Here is a 20,974-nt window from a genome sequence, read left to right as displayed (position 1 = left end):
CAAGGTGTCGGAATACATCGGCAAGCTGCGTTACTCGGTGCCGGGTGTCGGCCTGATCTCTCCGCCGCCGCACCACGACATCTACTCGATCGAGGATCTGGCGCAGCTGATCCACGACCTGAAGAACGTGAACCCGAGCGCGAGCATCTCCGTGAAGCTCGTGTCGGAAGTGGGCGTGGGCACGGTCGCGGCCGGTGTCGCGAAGGCGAAGGCCGATCACGTCGTGATCGCCGGCCATGACGGCGGCACGGGCGCGTCGCCGCTGTCGTCGGTCAAGCATGCGGGCACGCCGTGGGAGCTGGGCCTCGCCGAAACGCAGCAGACGCTGGTGCTGAACCGCCTGCGCGGCCGTATCCGCGTGCAGGCCGACGGCCAGATGAAAACGGGCCGCGACGTCGTGATCGGCGCGCTGCTCGGCGCGGACGAATTCGGCTTCGCGACGGCGCCGCTCGTCGTCGAAGGCTGCATCATGATGCGCAAGTGCCACCTGAACACGTGCCCGGTCGGCGTCGCGACGCAGGATCCGGTGCTGCGTGCGAAGTTCAAGGGCCAGCCCGAGCACGTCGTGAACTACTTCTTCTTCGTCGCCGAGGAAGTGCGCGAGATCATGGCGCAGCTCGGCATCGCGAAGTTCGACGACCTGATCGGCCGCGCCGACCTGCTCGACACGCGCAAGGGCATCGAGCACTGGAAGGCGAAGGGCCTCGACTTCTCGCGCGTGTTCTACCAGCCGGAAGAATGCGAGGACGTCGTGCCGCGTCACGTCGACGTGCAGGATCACGGCCTCGAGCGCGCGCTCGACCACGTGCTGATCGAGAAGGCGAAGGCCGCGATCGAGAACGGCGAGCATGTGTCGTTCATCCAGCCGGTGCGCAACGTGAACCGGACGGTCGGCGCGATGCTGTCGGGCGTGATCGCGAAGAAGCACGGCCACGACGGCCTGGCCGATGACGCGGTGCACATCCAGTTGAAGGGCACGGCCGGCCAGAGCTTCGGCGCGTTCCTCGCGAAGGGCGTGACGCTCGACCTCGTCGGCGACGGCAACGACTACGTCGGCAAGGGGCTGTCGGGCGGCCGGATCATCATCCGCCCGACCAACGACTTCCGCGGCAAGTCCGAGGAAAACATCATTTGCGGCAACACGGTGATGTACGGCGCGATCGAAGGCGAAGCCTTCTTCCGCGGCGTGGCCGGCGAGCGCTTCTGCGTGCGCAACTCGGGCGCGACGGCGGTCGTCGAAGGCACGGGCGACCACGGCTGCGAATACATGACGGGCGGCACGGTCGTCGTGCTCGGCGAGACCGGGCGCAACTTCGCGGCCGGCATGTCGGGCGGTCTCGCGTACATCTACGATCCGGAAGGCACGTTCGCGGCGAAGTGCAACAAGTCGATGGTCGCGCTCGAGCCGGTGCTGCAGCAGGCCGAGCAGGAGCGCACGGTCGACCGCGCGCTCTGGCATGAAGGCACGACGGACGAAGCGCTGCTCAAGGGGCTCGTCGAGCGTCATTTCCAGTTCACGGGTTCGCCGCGCGCGAAGTCGCTGCTGGAAAACTGGGACGCGGCGCGCCGCCAGTTCGTGAAGGTGTTCCCGCACGAATACAAGCGCGCGCTGGGCGAGATCGGTGCGAAGAAGGCGGCGAAGGAAGTGCTGGCCGCCTGAGCGACGAACGACATAGCGAATGCCGCGCGCGCCTGACGGCCGCGCGCGGCTCCCCCACCCGATACACCGAACAGAAGAGCACCTTATGGGCAAGGCAACCGGTTTTCTGGAGTTCGAACGCCGCCACGAGGCGTACGAAGCACCGCTCACGCGCGTGAAGCACTACAAGGAATTCGTCGCGGCGCTGACCGACGCGGACGCGAAGATCCAGGGCGCGCGCTGCATGGATTGCGGCATCCCGTTCTGCAACAACGGCTGCCCGGTCAACAACATCATCCCGGACTTCAACGATCTCGTTTACCGCCAGGACTGGCAGCAGGCGATCGAAGTCCTGCATTCGACCAACAACTTCCCCGAGTTCACGGGCCGCATCTGCCCGGCGCCGTGCGAGGCGGCGTGCACGCTCGGGATCAACGACGACCCGGTCGGCATCAAGTCGATCGAGCACGCGATCATCGACAAGGCCTGGGCGGAAGGCTGGGTGAAGCCGCTGCCGGCCGAACACAAGACGGGCAAGAAGGTCGCGGTCGTCGGTTCGGGCCCCGCGGGCCTCGCCGCCGCGCAGCAGCTCGCGCGCGCGGGCCACGACGTGACGGTGTTCGAGAAGAACGACCGCATCGGCGGCCTGCTGCGTTACGGGATTCCCGACTTCAAGCTCGAGAAGTGGCTGATCGATCGCCGCATGCGCCAGATGGAAGCGGAAGGCGTGACGTTCCGCACCAGCGTGTTCATCGGCAAGGATCCGCTGCCCGAGTCGATCGGCAGCCTCGCGAAGGAAACCATTTCGCCGGACACGCTGAAGGAAGAATTCGACGCGGTCGTGATCGCCGGCGGTTCGGAAACGCCGCGCGACCTGCCGGTGCCGGGCCGCGAGCTCGCGGGCGTTCATTTCGCGATGGACTTCCTGCCGCAGCAGAACCGCGTGAACGCGGGCGACAAGCTCGTCGACCAGCTGCTCGCGAAGGGCAAGCACGTGATCGTGATCGGCGGCGGCGATACGGGTTCGGACTGTGTCGGCACGTCGAACCGTCATGGCGCGAAGCAGGTCACGCAGTTCGAGCTGCTGCCGCAGCCGCCGGAAGAGGAAAACAAGCCGCTCGTGTGGCCGTACTGGCCGATCAAGCTGCGCACGTCGTCGTCGCACGACGAAGGCTGCGAGCGTGACTGGGCGGTCGCGACGAAGCGTCTCGAAGGCAAGAACGGCAAGGTCGAGAAGCTGATCGCGGTGCGCGTCGAGTGGAAGGACGGCAAGATGCAGGAAGTGCCGGGTTCCGAGTTCGAGATGAAGGCCGATCTCGTGCTGCTCGCGATGGGCTTCACGCAGCCGGCCGCGCCGGTGCTCGACGCGTTCGGCGTCGCGAAGGATGCGCGCGGCAATGCACGCGCGGCGACCGAAGGCGATCGTTCGTACTACACGTCGGTCGACAAGGTGTTCGCGGCAGGCGACATGCGTCGCGGCCAGTCGCTCGTGGTGTGGGCGATCCGCGAAGGCCGCCAGTGCGCGCGCTCGGTCGATGCGTACTTGATGGGGCATTCGGAACTGCCGCGCTGAGCTGAATCGCGCGAGCGGGTTTCGATGGAAGCCGGGCGTCCGAGAGGGCGCCCGGTTTTTTTGTGGAACCCAAAGGCGAGATAACTGCCGGAGAAGCCGGCCCGATGCCGCTAGTGAACGGATTCATCGTGCCGGCGTTGCTGGCACACGTGGAAGTTTCTGAACCTTCCCGAAGCTGGTGACGCGACCGTGGCAATCGATCGTCGCGACGTAGTTTCCGTCCGGTGCGCTCAGATCGAAAGCCCACCAGCCGTACGTTTCCGCATGGTAACGCGGCATGCCGACGAATTCCGCTCCATCCGGGTATATGTGCTGTTCGTTGGCGAATGCCACAATTTTTGCCTCAAGTTCTCCAGGGGGTATGTCCGGACAGTAGCCGTCGTCTTTCTCGTATCTTGCGATTCCTGCAACGACGAGAAATGCGATGAAGATCGCGACGGTCATCGCGACGACTGTAAGAACAATACCAATGACGCGTCGAGTAACGATCGAGATCATGGGGCTGTCGCTCCCGACAAGGGGAAGTTGAATGTCGCGCCCATTGAGGTCTATGGGCGTCCAGGGCGCATAAGGCCGCCAAACGATGGCCGGTGAACTGCCTGCGGGGGACGTGTTTGCGCATTCTGAACCGCTCTTTGGCCCGAGAACGACACTTCCTTTTCCCCGGTAAAGTAGATTTGATAGTCGGCATGTCCGAGAACCGAGCCCACTTCTCTCAAAACGGTAGTCATCCACTCTTGCAGGAACGGTCGATTGGAACTATCTGCATCGAACTTGTCGGGATTCAACGTGTAGGAGCCGGTGAAGCGATAGCTGTTGTCCTCCTGCATCGTCAGAGTCCCTCGTACGTGCCCCGAGACGCGCCCTACGGTCGTGGCGGACCAGAAATCGTGGGCCCCGTGATTGAACACGTTTGTGCTAAATGGCCCGTCGATCGAGTAGGTGCCCGGACCATATCCTGGATTATCGATGCTGTCCTGGATCAACTTGAAATCGGAGACACTCATTCTCAAGTTCATGGATTCGAGATTGATCGACCTCCGCTCGCCGTTTCCGAATACCCAGTAGTAGACGGCCCCGATGAACATAAAGGGGTTGCCGTAGAACTGGAATTCGGAGACTGGGCGGATCCCGTTCAGCTGATTTGCATAGATACCGAACAGTGTCGATACATCACCATATCGACCCAGGGCGACATTGAGACTGTATGAGTTCGCTCCAGGGAAGTTTTGATAACCGCCTCGTGCCAACCATCCAGTAAATTCGCCGACCAGAGTCAGTTGGTTGCGCCAGAATATCTCGTTGCGGTGCTCGAACAGGAATTTGAAGAACTCCTCGGTGACCGAAATCATGTCGCCGTGGTCTGCGTTGTTGAACATCTCGGTCGCGGAACAATATCTGCCGAAGCACAGTAGTTTGGGATAGCCCAGTGCGGCTTCAGACATTGAGCCTCCACCACCAACCTTGTTTGAGAATCCGTCCAGACTGGGGAGGCGCGGTGCGGTCACCGAAATTTCTGGCAAGACGTTCGTTTGTGCCAAACATATTGATTGTTTCAGCAGCGCATAGATGGGAAGGGATGCAGCCCCCGCGACGAGTATTCGTCTCTTATGTCGTTGTGTCTGTTCGGCACGGACAACACGTTCCAATGAATGGTTTGATTTCCTCATGTTTTACCCCGTCTGTGAAAAAGATTTGTAGTCCGAAGCGGATAGCATTCGCTTTTTGTGTGTGTCGCTGCAAGCGGAGCTTTATGTATCGCTATCTTTGAAACGGAGAAGATGTGCTGATTTCGTCACCAGTTGGACTGGATACACACGATTTGCGTCGAAGTGGCAGACAGGGGGCGCCAGCATTGAGGATTGGCCCAATCGCGTGGTGAGGCTTCTCCGGCGTGGCACGGCGGTATTGCTTGCGACACTTTTGGACGATCGATAGACAACTGGTCCGCTCGTGTGAGCAGCACGAGGAGAAGAGAGGCACATTGCGTAGCCGGTTTGGCAGTCCGCTATTTCAAATGTTTCCGAGTGTCAAAGGTCGCGAATTTCCAGCAGCAGTATTTTGCTTTGGATTGCTACTTGGCACCGAGTCAAGTACTCCACGTGAAGGGCGATCGGCGGGGGCCTCAATCCCGGGCATTCATTCCTCCGCTGCGCAGCCCGCATCTTCCCGAAGCGTCGCCTAACCTGATCACATCTGGCACTGATTTTTCGTGATCCCGTAGCCTTTCATTTTGTAATAATCCTTGAAAACTGTCATATCATGTCGCCCCTCGGGCCGCGTTCGCGGTCGTCGCACATGACTGACGCTATTGACAAGGACTCTGGATGGAAGCATTCGCGCATGGGCTGATCGACGCCGTCAACGGCGTATTGTGGAACTACGTGCTGATCGCGCTGCTGCTTGGCGCGGGTGCGTGGTTCACGTTGCGGTTCCGGATGATCCAGCTGAAGGCGCTGTTCCTCAGCATGAAGCTGGTGGGCAGCAAGGGTGAACCGGGCAGCATCTCGTCGTTCCAGGCGTTCGCGACCGGGCTCGCGAGCCGCGTCGGCACCGGCAACATCGCCGGCGTCGCGGTCGCGCTGACGGTCGGCGGCCCCGGCGCGATCTTCTGGATGTGGATGACCGCGCTCGTCGGGATGTCGTCCGCGTTCGTCGAGGCGACGCTCGCGCAGATCTTCAAGGTGTCGCACGCGGACGGCAGCTATCGCGGCGGCCCCGCGTACTACATCCAGACCGGCCTGCGCTCGCGCGGCTTCGGCGTGCTGTTCTCGCTGTCGCTGATCCTGGCGTTCGGCTTCGTGTTCAACGCGGTGCAGGCCAACGCGATCGCCGACGCGTTCCATACGTCGTTCGGCTGGCGCCGCGAGACGGTCGGTGTCGGTCTCGTGCTGCTCTCCGCGCCGATCATCTTCGGCGGCATCCGTCGCATCGCGACGGTCGCGCAGGTGATCGTGCCGCTGATGGCGATCGGCTACCTCGCGCTCGCCGTCTACGCGGTCGCGACGCACATCGCGCTGGTGCCCGGCGTGATCGCGTTGATCGTGAAGAGCGCGTTCGGTTTTGAGCAGGCGGCCGGCGGCCTGACCGGCTATGCGGTCAGCCAGGCGATCGCGATCGGCGTGAAGCGCGGGCTGTTCTCGAACGAGGCGGGGATGGGCAGCGCGCCGAACGCGGCCGCGACCGCCAGCACCCGCCACCCCGTCACGCAGGGGCTGATCCAGATGCTTGGCGTGTTCGTCGATACGATCGTGATCTGCAGCGCGACCGCGTTCGTGATCCTGCTGTCGGGCGAGTACGCGCTCGGCACCGGGATGGAAGGCGCGGCGCTCACGCAACGCGCGATCTCGAGCCACGTCGGCGGCTGGGGCGGCATCTACATGGCCGTCGCGATCTTCTTCCTCGCGTTTTCGTCGGTGATCGGCAACTACGCGTATGCGGAAGGCAACGTCGAATTCATCACGAAGCGGCGCGGCGTGCTGCCGCTGTTCCGTATTGCCGTGCTCGGCATGGTGATGTTCGGCAGCGTCGGGCAGTTGCCGCTCGTGTGGGCGATGGCCGATACGAGCATGGGGCTGATGGCGATCCTCAACCTGATCGCGATTCTCGCGCTCGGCAAGTACGCGCACGCCGCGTGGGCCGACTATCGCCGCCAGCGCGCGGCGGGCGTCGCCGATCCGGTGTTCACGCGCAACACGATCCCCGAGCTCGCGCGCGTGTTGCCGGCCGACGTGTGGGGCGAGCACGGTCCGCTGCCGCAGCGTCAGGCGTCGGCCAATGCGGTGGCCGAAGTGCGCGTGACGGTGCGCGAGTCATGAACGGCGACCGGCTCCGTGCGTTCGTCCCGCTGATGCCCGATGCGGCGTCGCGCGACGCGCTGCACGCGTTGCCGGTCGCCCGTGGCGCACGGCGGTGCGCCGGGGCGCTGGTGCGCCGGGGCGGCCCGTCGAGCTGCGCATCGAAGCGCTGACGCTGTTCGAAAGCCGGCTGTCGCAGGCGGGCGTGTCGCATCGGCCGATCGTGTCGGCGCCGATCGCCGCGACCGAAGGCCGGCGAACGCCGCGGTAGCGACATGCGCCGACGGCCGCGCGCCATGCCGCCGGTCGCGACCGCGCATCGCATCGACGGTATGATCCGCCGGCTGCACTACCCGTCGTAGCGCGCGAGCGTCAGCCCCGCCAGATCGATCTCCGGCACGCGCCCGGTGACGAGATCCGCGACCACCTTTCCCGACCCCATCGACATCGCCCAGCCCGTCGAGCCGTGGCCGACGTTGAGCCACAAGCCGTCGATCCCGCTTGCGCCGAGCAGCGGCGGCCCGTCGGGCGTCATCGGCCGGCGCCCGACCCAGAAACGCGCGGACGCGCGGTCGGCCGCATGCGGGAACCAGTCGTCGAGCACCTTCATCAGCGTGTCGAGCGCCTGTTGCCGCAGCGTCGCGTGGCGGTTGCCGAGCTCCGCGGTGCCCGCGACGCGCAGCGTCGGGCCGAAGCGCGTGATCGCGGTCTTCAGCGATTCGTCCATCAGCGCGGCGCACGGCGCCTTTTCGTCGTCGACGACCGCGAGCGTGGCCGAGTAGCCCTTCACCGGATACAGCGGCACGTCGATGCCGTGCGGTCGGAGCAGGCCGGCGCTGTCGACGCCGAGCGCGACGACGATCGCGTCGGCGGCGAGCCGCGCATCGCGTTGAACGGCCGCGCCTGCGTCGAGCGAGTCGACCCGCACGCCGCGCACCTTGCCGTCCGCGACATCGAGCGCCCGAATCGCGGTGCGGAACCGGAACGTCACGCCGTTCGCTTCGCACAGCGCTCGCAACTCGCGCGTGAAGCGCGCGCAGTCGCCGGCTTCGTCGTCGGGCAGGTAGATGCCGCCGACGGGGGCCTGCCTGGCCCAGCGCAGGCCCGGCTCGATCGCGGTGCAGCTGGCCGCGTCCAGTTCGCGAAACGCGATGCCGGCGTCGCGCAGTACCTTCAGCGCGGGCTGCGCCATCTCGACGTCGAACGCGCCGCGCAGCAGTTGCAGGTAGCCGCGGCTCGCGCCGTAGTCGAAGGGATAACGCTCGCGAAACGCATGCAGGCACGCGCGGCTGTAATACGCGATGCGCTGCATCCGCTGCTTGTTCACGCGGAACCGCTCGAATTCGCATTCGCGCAGCCAGCGCGCGATCCAGCGCCACTGCGCGGCATCGAGCGTCGGCCGGAAGATCAGCGGCGACGCGGGCTTGAACAGGTACTTGAGGATCTTGCCGGGCATCCCGGGCGCGGCCCACGGCGTCACGTAGCCGGGCGCGATCACGCCCGCGTTGCCGAGGCTCGTCGCTTGCGCGACGTCGGCCTCGCGTTCGATCACGGTGACGTCGCAGCCTGCTTCGCGCAGGTGCCAGGCGGTGGTGACGCCGATCACGCCGGCGCCGAGAACGATCACGTGCATGCGGAGTCCGGAACGAGGCGGTGGCTCACGACGCGACGGCCGGATCGTCGGCGAGCGACTTGCCGCGCGTTTCCGGCAGCACGAGCGCCGCGACGATCACGAGCAGGTAGCCGCCGCCCGCGACGAGGCCGATCGCCTTCACGAGCGACATCGATTGCGACAGCGCGCCGACGAGAATCGGGAAGAACGAGCCGAGCCCGCGGCCGAGGTTGTAGCAGAAGCCCTGGCCCGAGCCGCGGATCGCACCCGGATACAACTCCGACAGATACGCGCCGACGCCCGCGAAGATTCCTTGCACGACGATGCCGAGCGGAAAGCCGAGCAGCAGCATCGCGGTATCGGTGATCGGCAGCATCGTGTACGCCATGCCGAGCGAGAACGAGCCGATCGCGAACAGGACGAACGACGCGCGGCGGCCGAGCCGGTCGGACAGGATCGCGCCGACCACGTAGCCGACGAACGAGCCGACGATCAGCACGACCAGATAACCGCTCGTGTTGAACACCGACAGGTGGCGCACGGTTTTGAGATAGGTGGGCAGCCACGTCGTGATCGCGTAGTAGCCGCCGAGCATGCCGGTGCACAGCGCGCTGCCGAACAGCGTCGCGCGCAGGTGCGGCGGCGAGAAGATTTCGAGGAAGTGGCCCGACACGCGGCCTTCGTCGCGTGCGCGGCGCGTGGCCGTGTAGATGTCGGGATCGCTGACGTTGCGGCGGATGTAGAGAATCCACAGCGCGGGCACGATGCCGATCCAGAAGCATGCGCGCCACGCGGCCTGCTCGGGCAGCAGCGCGAAAAACGCCCAGTAGAGGATCGCGGCGGCGCCCCAGCCGAACGACCAACTGCTCTGCACGGTGCCGACGGCCTTCGCGCGATGCTCGGGCGAGCGGATCGTCTCGGCCATCATGATCGTCACGACCGACCATTCGCCGCCGAAGCCGAAACCCTGCAGCGTGCGCGTCGCCAGGAGCTGCCAGAACGAATGCGTGAAGCCGGACAGGCACGTGAACAGCGCGAACGTCGCGATCGTCCACTGCAGCACGCGCACGCGGCCGTAGCGGTCGGCGAGGATGCCGGCGACCCAGCCGCCGATCGCCGACGAGATCAGCGAACTGGTCGCGATCATCCCGGCCTCGCTCTTCGTCATGCCCCAGGTGGCGATCAGCGTCGGAATCAGGAACGAATAGATCATGAAGTCGAACGCATCGACCGCATAGCCGCCGAAGCCGGCGTACAGCGTCCGGCGCTCGCGCGTCGACAATTCGTTGAACCACTGGAATGCCTGCATGCTTGCCGCCCCCTCTCGTCTTGTCTCGTGCCGCGCTGCCGCGTCGCGGTTATTTTACGGGCGCGATCCGGCGCGCCAAAAAGGCGGAGGCAGGGTCGTGCGGGAAAGCAGGCAGGCGGAAAGACGCGTCAGAGCGTCAGGCCGCCGTCGACGTGGATGACCTGGCCGGTGATCTGCCGCGCCGCGTCCGACAGCAGGAACGCAATCAGCGCGGCGACGTCGTCGGGTTCGGCGATCCGGCCGAGCGGCGTCGCCTGTTCGGCTTGCGCCCACGCGGCGGCATTGCCGGCGCTCGGCCCGTGGTCCTTGCGCGTGAAGCCCGGCGCGACCGCGTTGACGGTGATGCCGTGCGCGGCGAATTCGGCGGCCGCGCTACGCACGAGCGACTCGAGCGCGGCTTTCGCGGCGGCGGTCGCCGCGAACGGCGCATCGGCGCGATAACGGTGCGCGACGAACGAGCTGACCGCGACGATCCGCGGTGCGGCCGATGCTTCGAGCAGCGGCCGCGCGCGGCCCGCGAGTGCGGAGAACGCACCGGGCATCGCCGCGAACGCGGATGCGAGCGCATCCGCGCAGAGGTCGGAAAAGGATTGCCGCGCGGCGAAGCCGGCGTTCGCGACGAGCTGGTCGAGCCCGCCGAAGCGGGCGGCGGCGGCATCGACGATCTCGGTGGCAATACCCGGTTCGCCGAGATCGCCGGTCAGCGTCAGGCATTCCGCGCCGGCAGCCGTGCACGCTTGTGCGACGTCGGCGAGCCGCGCGCGTGCCGCGTCGTCCGCGCCGCGCGCATGCAGCGCCAGCGCGACGCCGGGCGCCGCGAGCCGCCGCGCGAGCGCCGCGCCGATCCCCGAACCGGCGCCGGTGATCAGCGCGATCCGCGCGACGTGCGCGGCGCGTGGGTTCACGCGGCGACCTTGTCGTCGTCGTTCACGCGCTCGACGTTGATCGTGCCGACGTGGAACGCGGCCAGCGACTCGCGGTGCGCGATGCTGACGATCGCGGCCTTCGGCAGCCGTTCGGCGAACAGGTGATAGAGGCGCCCTTCGTTGTCGGCGTCGAGCGCGCTGGTCGCTTCGTCGAGGAACAGGAAGTCCGGCTTGTGCAGCAGCACGCGCGCGCCGGCCAGACGCTGCTGCTCGCCGGGCGACAGCACGCGGGTCCAGTGGCCGGTCTCGTCGAGACGCCCGACGTAATCCTCGAGGCGGCACGCGCGCAGCGCGTCGCGGCACGCTTCGTCGCTGAACGCGTCGGGCGTCGCCGGATAGGTGAGCGCGGCCTTCAGCGTGCCGATCGGCAAATAGCTGGTTTGCGGCACGAACATCATGCGTGCACCGACCGGCGCGTCGATCGCGCCGTCGCCGAACGGCCACAGGCCCGCGAGCGCGCGCATGAACGTGCTCTTGCCGGAACCCGACTTGCCGATCACGAGCCAGCGCGAACCGGGCTCGATCGTGACGTCGCCGATGTTCGCGAGCGCGTTGCCGTTCGGCAGCGCGAGCTTGAGCGACGACGTGGACAGTTTCGCGGCGTCGACGTAGTGCAGGTTGATGCCGCCGTGCTCGGTCGCGGGCGACAGGCTTTCCTTCAGGTGCGACGTGCCCATCACGCGCTTGAATTCGCGCAGACGGTTGACGGTGGCGCGCCATTCGACGAGGGTCGAGTAGCTGTTGATGAACCACGAGAACGAATCGCTGACGGTGCCGAACGCGGACGAGATCTGCATCAGCACGCCGAACGAGAACGCGCCGGCAAAGTAGCGCGGCGCGGCCACGACGAGCGGGAAGATGATCGCGATCTGCCCGTAGAAGCTCAGCACGAACGTGAGCCGCTTCGTGTACTTCATCACGCGCCACCAGTTGTCGCGGATGCGCATGAAGAGAGTCTGCGCGTTGCCGGCCTCGGTTTTCTCGCCGTCGTAGAACGCGATCTGCTCGGCGTTCTCGCGCACGCGGATCAGCCCGAAGCGGAAATCGGCCTCGACGCGCTGCTGCTGGTAGTTGATCGACACGAGCGGATGGCCGACCTTCTGGATGATCAGCGAGCCGACCACCGCGTACAGCGCGGCGGCCCACACCATGTAGCCGGGAATCGCGATCGGCGTCGCGCCGAGCGTGAACGTCAGCGCGCCGGCGAGCGACCACAGGATCGTGATGAACGACACGAGCGTGACGACCGTCGACAGCAGGTCGAGCGACAGCGCGAGCGTCGTGGTCGCGAACGACTGGAGGTCGTCGGTGATCCGCTGGTCGGGGTTGTCCGCGAGGCGGTCACGTTCGATCCGGTAGAACGCGCGATCGCCGAGCCACTGGCCGAGGAAGCGGTCGGTGAGCCACTGGCGCCAGCGGAAGCCGAGCATCTGCCGCAGGTAGCGGCCGTACACGGCGAGGATGATGAACGCGAAGGCGAGCGCGGAGAACTGCATCAGCAGGTTCGGGAAGTCGTGGACGTCCTTCGACTGCAGCGCGTTGTAGAACTGCGCGTTCCATTTGTTGAGCCGGACGTTGATCCAGACCACGCAGAGGTTGATCGCGATGATCGTGACCAGCAACCCCCACGCGATTTTCCATTCGGACGATACCCAGTAGGGCTTGATGAGGCTCCATGCGGATACCGGGCGCTCGTCCTGCGGCGCGTCGGAGGCGGAGCGGACGGGATCGATCGATTGGGTCATGTGCTTCCTGATGATGAGCCGGCGCGCGGGCCGGGCGAAACCGGGCGCGCGCCGCGATACGGCATGCCGGGGCGCGGCGCCGATTGACGGCGGGCGTCCGGATGGTCGCCCGTGCGTCTTAAACGGCACTTAAAAACCGGCGGTGACGCGGCAACCGGCCGCTCGCGCGGCCGGCCTGCGGGCATTGTGCCAGAGCGGTGCGGCAGCCCGGCGAATTTGCCGCAAGGGGGACAGTTTGCGGCGCTTTCCGCTTTTATGGTCTAATGGCCGACGACGAAACAGGGGTGCTTCGTGGCGCGGCCGGCGGATGTTCCGGGCAGCGCGGCGAGGCTGAGAAAGACCCTTCGCACCCGATCCGGGTAATACCGGCGAGGGAAGTTTCTGATCCCGCCGGGCCGCGCTGGCCGCCATCCCACATGGTCAGCGCCCGAGTCCCGCCCGGCCGGCCTTTGCTGCCGGTTTCGTCCTTTTGGGTACGCGCATTGCGCGTTACGGAAGGAATGATGGCCGCACAATCTTCAGTCTTTTGCAGGGCTCCCGCCCCGATGCCGCGCGCGTTCGCATGCGGCGGCGGGCGCATGTCCGCGTCGGCGTTCGTCGCGTGTGACCGCGCGGAGGGTGTGCGATGAACATCCGCGATGCACGACCCGATTTCGCGGTGCTCGGCGGCGGTCTCGTCGGCCGCCTGATCGCGTGGCGCCTCGCGGGCGACGGGCATCGCGTCGCGCTCTACGAGCGCGGCGGCCCGGACGGCGAGCAGTCGGCCGCGTGGATCGCGGCGGCGATGCTCGCGCCGCTCGCGGAAGCGGCGAGCGCGGAACTGCTGATCACCGAGCTCGGCGTCGCGTCGCTCGCGCGCTGGCCGCAGTGGCTCGCGGAATTGCCCGAACCCGTTTTTTTCCAGCAGCACGGCACGCTCGTCGTCTGGCATCACGCGGACCGCGCGGAGGCGCCGCTGTTCGAGCGGCGCGTGCGCGCGAATGCGCCGGCCGAGCTGTTCGACGGCGGCTTCGTGACGCTCGCCGGCGCGCAGGTCGATGCGGCCGAACCCGCGCTCGCGGGCCGCTTCGCGCGCGGGCTGATGCTGCCGCGCGAAGGGCAGCTCGACAATCGCCAGGCGCTGCGCGCGCTCGCGGCGGGCCTCGCCGAACGCGGTGTCGCGCTGCACTGGCACGCGCCGGTCGACGACGCGAACCTGCCCGCCGCGCATTTCACGATCGATTGCCGCGGGCTCGGCGCGAAACCCGCGCTGCCCGCGCTGCGCGGCATCCGCGGCGAAGTCGCGCGCGTGCACGCGCCCGGCATCGGGCTGACCCGGCCCGTGCGGCTGCTGCATCCGCGCTACCCGCTGTACGTCGCGCCGAAGCAGGACGATCTCTACGTGATCGGCGCGACCGAGGTGGAGGGCGAGGACATGTCGCCCGTCAGCGTGCGCTCCGCGCTCGAACTGCTGAGCGCGGCGTTCTCCGTGCATCCGGCGTTCGGCGAGGCGCGCATCCTCGAACTCAACGCGCAGTGCCGGCCGACGCTGCCCGATCATCGCCCGGCGGTGATCTGGGACGGCGCATCGACGCTCGCCGTCAACGGTTTGTACCGGCACGGCTTCATGATCGCGCCGGAAGTCGCGCACGCGGCCGTCGCGTTCGCGCAAGCCGCGCTCGGCGGCAAGCTCGGCGACGCCGACGCGTTCGCCGCGTGGCGCGACGCCGCCCGCTGGCCGACGCTGCTTCATCACCGCGACGACGCGCGCCAGCCGGCCTGACGCGCGCCGCCGACCGAATCCGACCCAGCCTCATGGATATCCAGATCAATCAACAGACCCTGACGTTGCCCGACGGCGCGACCGTGGCCGATGCGCTGGCCGCGTACGGCGCGCGCCCGCCGTACGCGGTGGCGCTGAACGGCAACTTCGTCGCGCGCACGCAGCATGCGGCGCGCGCGCTCGCGGCGGGCGACAAGCTCGACGTCGTGCACCCCGTCGCGGGCGGCTGAGCGCCGCCGGTTCGTCCCCGCTCTTCCAGGAAAACGACATGACGTCCCACCCCTCCGCCGACGCGCTGACGCTGTACGGCGTAACCTTCGCAAGCCGCGTGCTGCTCGGCACGTCGCGCTATCCGTCGCTGCAGTCGCTGTCCGATTCGATCGCCGCGTCGCGCCCCGGGATGGTGACGGTCGCGCTGCGCCGCCAGATGACGGGCGGCACGGCCGAAGCCGGCTTCTTCGACCTGCTCAAGCGCCACGCGGTGCCGCTGCTGCCGAACACCGCGGGCTGCCAGACCGTCGCCGAAGCCGTGACCACCGCGCACATGGCGCGCGAAGTATTCGACACCGACTGGATCAAGCTCGAATTGATCGGCGACGACTACACGCTGCAGCCCGATCCGGTCGGGCTGATCGAAGCCGCCGCGCAACTGGTCAAGGATGGCTTCAAGGTGCTGCCGTACTGCACCGAGGATCTCGTGATCGGCCGGCGCCTGCTCGACGTCGGCTGCGAGGCGCTGATGCCGTGGGGCGCCCCGATCGGCACCGGCAAGGGCGTCGTGAACCCGTACGGGTTGCGTGTGCTGCGCGAACGGCTGCCGGACGTGCCGCTGATTGTCGACGCGGGGCTCGGCGTGCCGTCGCACGCGTGCCAGGTGATGGAATGGGGCTTCGACGGCGTGTTGCTGAACACGGCCGTGTCGCAGGCCACGCACCCGGAAATCATGGCGCGCGCGTTCGCGCAGGGCGTCGAGGCCGGCCGAGCGGCGTATCTCGCCGGCCCGATGGATGCGCGCGAAACCGCGCACGCGAGCACGCCGGTCGTCGGGATGCCGTTCTGGCACCAGGACGGGGGCGGCGCATGAGCGCGCGCTTCGCCGACGCGTTCTGGCCGCCGGCCGACGAGCTGGCCGAAGCGGCCGAGCGGATTCGCGCGCGGCTCGGCGACTGGCCGGATGGCGCGGCGCCGTGGCGGCTCTGCGTGGCGGTGCCCGACGTGCCCGCCGACGGCGACGTGCTGATCGTATCGGCCGGCGATCGTGCCGCGCAGGCGCGCGCGTCGGCCGTGTCGCGGCCTGCGTCGCCGGACGCGGTGGCGATCGAATTCGACGAGCAGGGCGCCGTGCTGCATGCGGCCGGCGTGCGTTACGCACTGGACGCCGCGCATCCGCTCGCGGACGACTGGATCGCGGCGCTCGCCGCGTTCCTCGATTGCGGCTTCGCGCCGGTCGACGCGCTGGTGCTCGCGCTGGCGTGGCGCGACGGCGACGAGACGCGCGCCGCCGACGCATGGCCGGTCGATGCCGCGCGGTTCCCGCGCGTCGCCGGGCTGCCGCCCCCGCCGGAGCCCGCGTTCGCGCCGTGCCCCGCGCGGCTCGGCCTCTATCCGGTCGTGCCGAGCGCCGAATGGGTCGAACGCGTGCTCGACGGCGGCGCGCGAACCGTGCAACTGCGCGTGAAGGATGCGGCGCCGGACGCGCTGCGCCACGAAATCGCGCGCGCGGTGGCCGCCGGGCGACGCTATCCGGATGCGCGCGTGTTCATCAACGATCACTGGCAGATCGCTGCAGAAGAAGGCGCGTACGGCGTGCATCTCGGCCAGGAGGACCTCGAAACGGCCGATCTGGCCGCGATCGCGCGCGCGGGCCTGCGGCTCGGACTTTCGAGCCACGGTTATTACGAGATGGTGCGGGCGCTGCACGAGCGGCCGAGCTATCTCGCGCTCGGCCCCGTGTACGCGACCGCCACCAAGGCCGTCGCCGCGCCGCCGCAAGGCCTCGCGCGGATTGCCCGCTACGCGCGCGTCGCCGGCGCGAGCGCGCCGCTCGTCGCGATCGGCGGGGTGGGGCTCGACACGCTGCCGGCCGTGCTGGCGACGGGCGTCGGCAGCGTCGCGGTGGTCAGCGCGGTCACCGGCGCGACCGACTATCGGACGGCGCTTGTTGCGCTGCAGCAGTGCTTTGCCGGACAATTTGACAATCATTGACCGCAGGGCCCGCAACGCCGTCACGACATCATTCCAATGCAGGCCCTATAATTCCGCGTTCTGCGTAAAAGGACTGTCAGCTCCGTGAGCCCCACTCCTACCGAGACCCTGCTGGAACTTCGCGACGTCGACTTTGGCTACGGCGACCGCCTCGTCCTGTCCAACCTGAACCTGCGCTTCGGGCGCGGGCAGGTCGTCGCGGTCATGGGCGGCTCGGGTTGCGGCAAGACCACCGTGCTGCGCCTGATCGGCGGCCTCGTGCGCGCGAATCGCGGCCAGGTGCTGTTCGACGGCGCGGACGTCGGTGCGCAAACGCGCGACGGCCTGTATGCGCTGCGCCGCAAGATGGGCATGCTGTTCCAGTTCGGCGCGTTGTTTACCGACATGTCGGTGTTCGAGAACGTCGCATTCGCGCTGCGCGAACATACCGACCTCCCCGACGACCTGATCCGCGACCTGGTGCTGATGAAGCTGAACGCGGTCGGGCTGCGCGGCGCGCGCGACCTGATGCCGTCCGAGGTGTCGGGCGGGATGGCGCGCCGCATCGCGCTCGCCCGCGCGATCGCGCTCGATCCGCAGCTCATCATGTACGACGAGCCGTTCGCGGGCCTCGATCCGATCTCGCTCGGCATCACCGCGAACCTGATCCGCACGCTGAACGAGGCGCTCGGCGCGACGTCGATCCTCGTCACGCACGACGTGCCGGAATCGTTCGCGATCGCCGACTACGTGTATTTTCTGGCCAATGGCGGCGTGCTCGCGCAGGGCACGCCCGACGAGCTGCGCGCGTCGACCGATCCGAGCGTGCGGCAATTCATCGACGGCGCGCCGGACGGCCCGTTCAAATTTCATTACACGAGCCCGCCGCTCGCAGCGGATTTCGGGCTCGGCGGAGGGCGCGCATGATCAGCGCGATCGGACGTTACGTCATCGGCGGCCTCGAACGGGCGGGCTACGGCACGCGCCTGTTCGTGCGCCTCGTGCTGGAATTCTTCCCGCTGCTGCGCCGGCCGCGGCTGGTCACGAAGCAGATTCACTTCCTCGGCAACTATTCGTTCGTGATCATCGCCGTGTCGGGGCTGTTCGTCGGCTTCGTGCTCGGCCTGCAGGGGTACTACACGCTGAACCGCTACGGTTCCGAGCAGGCGCTCGGCCTGCTGGTCGCGCTGTCGCTCGTGCGCGAGCTCGGGCCAGTCGTCACCGCGCTGCTGTTCGCGGGCCGCGCGGGCACGTCGCTCACGGCCGAGATCGGCCTGATGAAGGCCGGCGAGCAGCTCACCGCGCTCGAGATGATGGCGGTCGACCCGATCAAGAACGTGATCGCGCCGCGCATGTGGGCAGGCATCATCGCGATGCCGCTCTTGGCCGCGATCTTCAACGCGGTCGGCGTGCTCGGCGGGTACTTCGTCGGCGTCGTGCTGATCGGCGTCGATCCGGGCGCGTTCTGGTCGCAGATGCAGGGCGGGGTCCAGGTCTGGGCCGACGTCGGCAACGGCGTGATCAAGAGCGTCGTGTTCGGGTTCGCCGTGACCTTCATTGCACTGTTTCAAGGGTATGAAGCGAAGCCCACGCCCGAAGGCGTGTCGCGCGCGACCACCAAGACGGTCGTGTTCGCGTCGCTCGCCGTACTCGGCCTCGATTTCCTGCTGACCGCGCTGATGTTCAGCTAAGCCTCAGCCAAGCCAAATTTTGGGATGACGATGAAAAAGACTGCTCTCGACTTCTGGGTCGGCCTGTTCGTGGTGGTGGGCTTCCTTGCGGTGCTGTTCCTGGCGCTGAAGGTCGGCAACATGAGTTCGCTGTCGTTTCAGCCGACCTACTCGGTGAGAATGAAATTCGACAATATCGGCGGGTTGAAGCCGCGCGCGGCCGTGAAGAGCGCGGGCGTCGTGGTCGGCCGCGTGAAGTCGATCGGCTTCGATACCAACACGTACCAGGCGCTCGTCACGATCGACGTCGACGGCCAATACCCGTTCCCGAAGGATTCGTCGGCGAAGATCCTGACGTCGGGCCTGCTCGGCGAGCAATATATCGGCCTCGAGCCGGGCGGCGACACCGAAATGCTGAAGTCGGGCGATACGATCACGATGACGCAGTCGGCGATCGTGCTCGAGAACCTGATCGGCCAGTTCCTGTACAGCAAGGCCGCCGATGCGGGCGGTGCGAAGCCGGCAGCCGGCGCATCGGCCGCCGCGCCCGCCGCACCGGCGCCGGTGGCGGTGCCGGCGTCGGCGGTGTCCGGTTCGGCCGGCCAATAACCACACGAGAGAAAACAAGAGGGAATGACCATGCACACGATCCGCATCAGGCACGCCGCGCTGGCGATGGCGGCAGTCGCCGCGTTGAGCGGCTGCGCGACCGTGCAGACGCCGACCAAGGGCGATCCGCTCGAAGGCTTCAACCGGACGATGTACAAGTTCAACGATACCGTCGACACGTATGCGTTGAAGCCGGTCGCGAAGGGCTACCAGTACGTGGTGCCGCAGCCGGTGCGCGACAGCGTGACGAACTTCTTCTCGAACATCGGCGACGTCTACATCGCGGCGAACAACATCGTGCAGCTGCGGATCGCGGACGGCGTCGGCGACATCATGCGCGTCGTGATCAACACGGTGTTCGGCGTCGGCGGCCTGTTCGACGTCGCGACGATCGCGAAGCTGCCGAAGCACACGGCCGACTTCGGGATCACGATGGGCCGCTATGGCATGCCGTCGGGCCCGTATCTCGTGCTGCCGCTGCTCGGCCCGAGCACGCTGCGCGACACGGCCGGCCTCGGCGTCGACTACGTCGGCAACCCGCTCACCTACGTGAAGCCGGACGGCCTGAGCTGGGGCCTGTTCGGCGTGAACCTGGTCAACACGCGTGCGAACCTGCTCGGCGCGGGCGACGTGCTCGATGCCGCGGCGCTCGACAAGTATTCGTTCGTGCGCAACGCGTACCTGCAGCGTCGCCAGATGCTGATCAGCAACGCGCGCGGCGAGGCTGCCGTGACGTCGAGCAACGACGCGCTGCCGAAGTACGACCTGCCGGAAGACGGCGCGGCACCGGCGGCAGCCGGCGCGGCCGGTACGGCGGGGGCGGCAGCGGTGGGCGGCGCGGCGCCGGCATCGGGCGCGGCGGTTGCTGCACCGGCCTCGGGTGCGGCCGAATCGCCGAATCCGGCCAGCGAGACGAACGTGCCGGCGATGCAGGTGGCGCCGCCGTCGCCGGGCGGGCTCCGGTTCCCGAGCATCCGGCTGCACTGACGGATTTACATTCGTTACAGCCGGAAACGATTCAGTCGGTAGCGTAGGCGAACTTGCGCGTAAGCTACCTGCTCCAACCTTCGCATCGACTCATTCATGCAGGCCACTATGATGAAAAAACTGTTCCTGATCCCCGTTTTCGCGGCGCTGTTCTCGTTCGGCAGCGCGGCTCACGCGCAAGTCGACCAGTCGAACCCGCAGGCGCTGATCAAGACGGCGACGCAGCAGGTGCTCGACGAAGTCAAGCAGCAGACGATCAAGCAGGGCGACACCAACCGCATCATCTCGATCGTCAACAAGGACATCCTGCCGTACACCGATTTCCGTCGCACCACGCAGCTCGCGATGGGCCGCAACTGGCGCACGGCGACGGCCGAGCAGCAACAGCAGGTTCAGGAGCAGTTCAAGCTGCTGCTGATCCGCACGTATTCGGGCGCACTCGCGCAGCTGAAGCCGGACCAGCAGATCCAGTACCCGCCGTTCCGCGCCGATCCGGCCGACACCGACGTCGTGGTCAAGACGGTCGCGATGAACAACGGCCAGCCGGTCCAGATCGATTACCGCCTGTACAAGACGGCGAACGGCTGGAAGGTGTATGACCTGAACGTGCTCGGCGCGTGGCTGATCCAGACGTACCAGCAGCAGTTCAACGAGAAGATCCAGCAAAGCGGCGTGGAAGGGCTGATCCAGTTCCTGACGCAGCGTAACCAGCAACTTGCCTCCGGCAAGCAAGCGTCGTGAGCGGCTTCGAAGCCGGTTCCTCGCTGACCGTCGCGAGCGCGAAGTCGGCGCTCGCTGACGGTCTTGCGCGCATCGGCGCGGGTGCGACCGCCGTCGATTGCGCGGCGCTCACGCAGTTCGACTCGTCCGCGCTCGCCGTGCTGCTCGCATGGCAACGCGCCGCCCAAGCGCGCGGCGCGGCCCTCGACATCCTCAATCTCCCTCCGAAGCTCGCCAGCCTCGCGCGCGCCTACGGCGTCGACGCGCTCATCGAAGGCACCGGCCGACATTGACCCTGTCCGATCGAAGTCTGCCGCGCCAGCCGGCGCGCGCACGCTTCGGGCCGCGCGCCGTCGGCGCCGGCTCCCCCTGCCGGTTTGCCCTATAATCAAGCGTTTTGCGGGGCAGCCAATCGGCGTCCGGCCCCCATTTTCTTTCGCA

Annotated in this window: 19 protein-coding genes, 1 pseudogene and 1 riboswitch; of the genes and pseudogenes, 14 read left to right on the top strand and 6 right to left on the bottom strand. The window is 67.2% G+C overall.

Annotated elements, in window-relative coordinates:
- Both AC3IFE_RS17720 and AC3IFE_RS17715 read left to right on the top strand, forming a co-directional pair.
- Positions 1–1,660: GltB/FmdC/FwdC-like GXGXG domain-containing protein (locus tag AC3IFE_RS17720; RefSeq protein WP_489191353.1), on the top strand; the 1,660-nt coding region annotated here is incomplete at its 5' end.
- Between the two features lie 85 nt (positions 1,661–1,745).
- A complete protein-coding gene (locus tag AC3IFE_RS17715; RefSeq protein WP_301738930.1) occupies positions 1,746–3,212 on the top strand; it encodes a glutamate synthase subunit beta in 1,467 nt (488 codons plus the stop codon).
- 123 nt (positions 3,213–3,335) lie between these two features.
- Here the strand turns inward: AC3IFE_RS17715 and AC3IFE_RS17710 are convergent, their stop codons facing one another.
- Both AC3IFE_RS17710 and AC3IFE_RS17705 read right to left on the bottom strand, forming a co-directional pair.
- Positions 3,336–3,710 (bottom strand): hypothetical protein, encoded by a 375-nt coding sequence (locus AC3IFE_RS17710; RefSeq protein WP_301738932.1) that lies wholly within the window; start codon positions 3,708–3,710, stop codon positions 3,336–3,338.
- 50 nt (positions 3,711–3,760) lie between these two features.
- The gene (locus AC3IFE_RS17705) at positions 3,761–4,657 is read right to left on the bottom strand and encodes a lipid II-degrading bacteriocin (protein WP_301738934.1); all 897 of its coding nucleotides are present in this window, start codon (positions 4,655–4,657) and stop codon (positions 3,761–3,763) included.
- Between the two features lie 882 nt (positions 4,658–5,539).
- Here AC3IFE_RS17705 and AC3IFE_RS17700 point away from each other — a divergent pair.
- Positions 5,540–7,030 carry an alanine/glycine:cation symporter family protein gene (locus AC3IFE_RS17700; RefSeq protein ID WP_489191352.1) on the top strand — a complete coding sequence of 497 codons (1,491 nt, stop codon included), beginning with the start codon at positions 5,540–5,542 and terminating at the stop codon, positions 7,028–7,030.
- Positions 7,027–7,280: pseudogene (locus tag AC3IFE_RS17695) on the top strand (hypothetical protein). The gene AC3IFE_RS17700 and the pseudogene AC3IFE_RS17695 overlap by 4 nt, the downstream one beginning before the upstream one ends.
- 78 nt (positions 7,281–7,358) lie before the next feature.
- On the opposite strand, the gene AC3IFE_RS17690 reads toward AC3IFE_RS17695, so the two are convergent.
- From AC3IFE_RS17690 to AC3IFE_RS17675, 4 genes are all read right to left on the bottom strand, one after another.
- The gene (locus AC3IFE_RS17690) at positions 7,359–8,642 is read right to left on the bottom strand and encodes a D-amino acid dehydrogenase (protein ID WP_489191351.1); all 1,284 of its coding nucleotides are present in this window, start codon (positions 8,640–8,642) and stop codon (positions 7,359–7,361) included.
- Positions 8,643–8,667: 25 nt separating this feature from the next.
- The gene (locus AC3IFE_RS17685; protein ID WP_489191350.1) at positions 8,668–9,930 is read right to left on the bottom strand and encodes an MFS transporter; all 1,263 of its coding nucleotides are present in this window, start codon (positions 9,928–9,930) and stop codon (positions 8,668–8,670) included.
- A gap of 128 nt (positions 9,931–10,058) precedes the next feature.
- Entirely contained in the window at positions 10,059–10,835 is a 777-nt protein-coding gene (locus AC3IFE_RS17680) for an SDR family NAD(P)-dependent oxidoreductase (protein ID WP_489191349.1), read from the bottom strand.
- A complete protein-coding gene (locus tag AC3IFE_RS17675; protein ID WP_089466487.1) occupies positions 10,832–12,601 on the bottom strand; it encodes an ABC transporter ATP-binding protein/permease in 1,770 nt (589 codons plus the stop codon). Before AC3IFE_RS17675 ends, AC3IFE_RS17680 begins: the two co-directional genes overlap by 4 nt.
- Positions 12,602–12,871: 270 nt before the next feature.
- Positions 12,872–12,995, top strand: a riboswitch (TPP riboswitch).
- A 231-nt stretch (positions 12,996–13,226) separates the two neighbouring features.
- Between AC3IFE_RS17675 and AC3IFE_RS17670 the strand changes: the two genes are divergently transcribed.
- From AC3IFE_RS17670 to AC3IFE_RS17625, 10 genes are all read left to right on the top strand, one after another.
- Positions 13,227–14,363 carry an FAD-dependent oxidoreductase gene (locus tag AC3IFE_RS17670; protein ID WP_489191348.1) on the top strand — a complete coding sequence of 379 codons (1,137 nt, stop codon included), beginning with the start codon at positions 13,227–13,229 and terminating at the stop codon, positions 14,361–14,363.
- A gap of 32 nt (positions 14,364–14,395) precedes the next feature.
- Entirely contained in the window at positions 14,396–14,593 is a 198-nt protein-coding gene (thiS, locus tag AC3IFE_RS17665; RefSeq protein WP_027783340.1) for a sulfur carrier protein ThiS, read from the top strand.
- Between the two features lie 38 nt (positions 14,594–14,631).
- On the top strand, positions 14,632–15,447 hold the full coding sequence (locus AC3IFE_RS17660; RefSeq protein WP_069619428.1) for a thiazole synthase: 816 nt from the start codon (positions 14,632–14,634) through the stop codon (positions 15,445–15,447).
- Positions 15,444–16,568, top strand: coding sequence for a thiamine phosphate synthase (thiE, locus tag AC3IFE_RS17655; RefSeq protein WP_301738941.1), 1,125 nt, complete (start codon positions 15,444–15,446; stop codon positions 16,566–16,568). Before AC3IFE_RS17660 ends, thiE begins: the two co-directional genes overlap by 4 nt.
- 84 nt (positions 16,569–16,652) lie before the next feature.
- Entirely contained in the window at positions 16,653–17,474 is an 822-nt protein-coding gene (locus AC3IFE_RS17650; protein WP_301738942.1) for an ABC transporter ATP-binding protein, read from the top strand.
- The gene (gene mlaE, locus AC3IFE_RS17645; protein WP_089466492.1) at positions 17,471–18,238 is read left to right on the top strand and encodes a lipid asymmetry maintenance ABC transporter permease subunit MlaE; all 768 of its coding nucleotides are present in this window, start codon (positions 17,471–17,473) and stop codon (positions 18,236–18,238) included. The genes AC3IFE_RS17650 and mlaE overlap by 4 nt, the downstream gene beginning before the upstream one ends.
- Positions 18,239–18,262: 24 nt before the next feature.
- Complete coding sequence (gene mlaD, locus AC3IFE_RS17640) at positions 18,263–18,826, top strand: outer membrane lipid asymmetry maintenance protein MlaD (RefSeq protein WP_301738943.1); 564 nt, start codon at positions 18,263–18,265, stop codon at positions 18,824–18,826.
- A gap of 30 nt (positions 18,827–18,856) precedes the next feature.
- Positions 18,857–19,813, top strand: a complete 957-nt coding sequence (locus tag AC3IFE_RS17635) for an MlaA family lipoprotein (RefSeq protein WP_489191356.1) — start codon at positions 18,857–18,859, stop codon at positions 19,811–19,813.
- Positions 19,814–19,924: 111 nt separating this feature from the next.
- The gene (locus AC3IFE_RS17630) at positions 19,925–20,554 is read left to right on the top strand and encodes an MlaC/ttg2D family ABC transporter substrate-binding protein (protein ID WP_489191346.1); all 630 of its coding nucleotides are present in this window, start codon (positions 19,925–19,927) and stop codon (positions 20,552–20,554) included.
- Positions 20,551–20,826 carry an STAS domain-containing protein gene (locus tag AC3IFE_RS17625; protein WP_011546610.1) on the top strand — a complete coding sequence of 92 codons (276 nt, stop codon included), beginning with the start codon at positions 20,551–20,553 and terminating at the stop codon, positions 20,824–20,826. Before AC3IFE_RS17630 ends, AC3IFE_RS17625 begins: the two co-directional genes overlap by 4 nt.
- Positions 20,827–20,974 lie beyond the last annotated feature (148 nt).

The sequence above is a fragment of the Burkholderia sp. APQ4-4ca genome, from assembly GCF_057837105.1.
Note: the sequence above shows the minus strand (reverse complement) of the source record. Positions and strands in the feature narration are given on the sequence as shown.

Coding starts and splice junctions, on each gene's coding strand:
- AC3IFE_RS17715 (WP_301738930.1), top strand. CDS start 1,746: ATGGGCAAGGCAACCGGTTTTCTGGAGTTCGAACGCCGCCACGAGGCG.
- AC3IFE_RS17710 (WP_301738932.1), bottom strand. CDS start 3,710: ATGATCTCGATCGTTACTCGACGCGTCATTGGTATTGTTCTTACAGTC.
- AC3IFE_RS17705 (WP_301738934.1), bottom strand. CDS start 4,657: ATGTCTGAAGCCGCACTGGGCTATCCCAAACTACTGTGCTTCGGCAGA.
- AC3IFE_RS17700 (WP_489191352.1), top strand. CDS start 5,540: ATGGAAGCATTCGCGCATGGGCTGATCGACGCCGTCAACGGCGTATTG.
- AC3IFE_RS17690 (WP_489191351.1), bottom strand. CDS start 8,642: ATGCACGTGATCGTTCTCGGCGCCGGCGTGATCGGCGTCACCACCGCC.
- AC3IFE_RS17685 (WP_489191350.1), bottom strand. CDS start 9,930: ATGCAGGCATTCCAGTGGTTCAACGAATTGTCGACGCGCGAGCGCCGG.
- AC3IFE_RS17675 (WP_089466487.1), bottom strand. CDS start 12,601: ATGACCCAATCGATCGATCCCGTCCGCTCCGCCTCCGACGCGCCGCAG.
- AC3IFE_RS17670 (WP_489191348.1), top strand. CDS start 13,227: ATGAACATCCGCGATGCACGACCCGATTTCGCGGTGCTCGGCGGCGGT.
- thiS (WP_027783340.1), top strand. CDS start 14,396: ATGGATATCCAGATCAATCAACAGACCCTGACGTTGCCCGACGGCGCG.
- AC3IFE_RS17660 (WP_069619428.1), top strand. CDS start 14,632: ATGACGTCCCACCCCTCCGCCGACGCGCTGACGCTGTACGGCGTAACC.
- thiE (WP_301738941.1), top strand. CDS start 15,444: ATGAGCGCGCGCTTCGCCGACGCGTTCTGGCCGCCGGCCGACGAGCTG.
- mlaE (WP_089466492.1), top strand. CDS start 17,471: ATGATCAGCGCGATCGGACGTTACGTCATCGGCGGCCTCGAACGGGCG.
- mlaD (WP_301738943.1), top strand. CDS start 18,263: ATGACGATGAAAAAGACTGCTCTCGACTTCTGGGTCGGCCTGTTCGTG.
- AC3IFE_RS17635 (WP_489191356.1), top strand. CDS start 18,857: ATGCACACGATCCGCATCAGGCACGCCGCGCTGGCGATGGCGGCAGTC.
- AC3IFE_RS17630 (WP_489191346.1), top strand. CDS start 19,925: ATGAAAAAACTGTTCCTGATCCCCGTTTTCGCGGCGCTGTTCTCGTTC.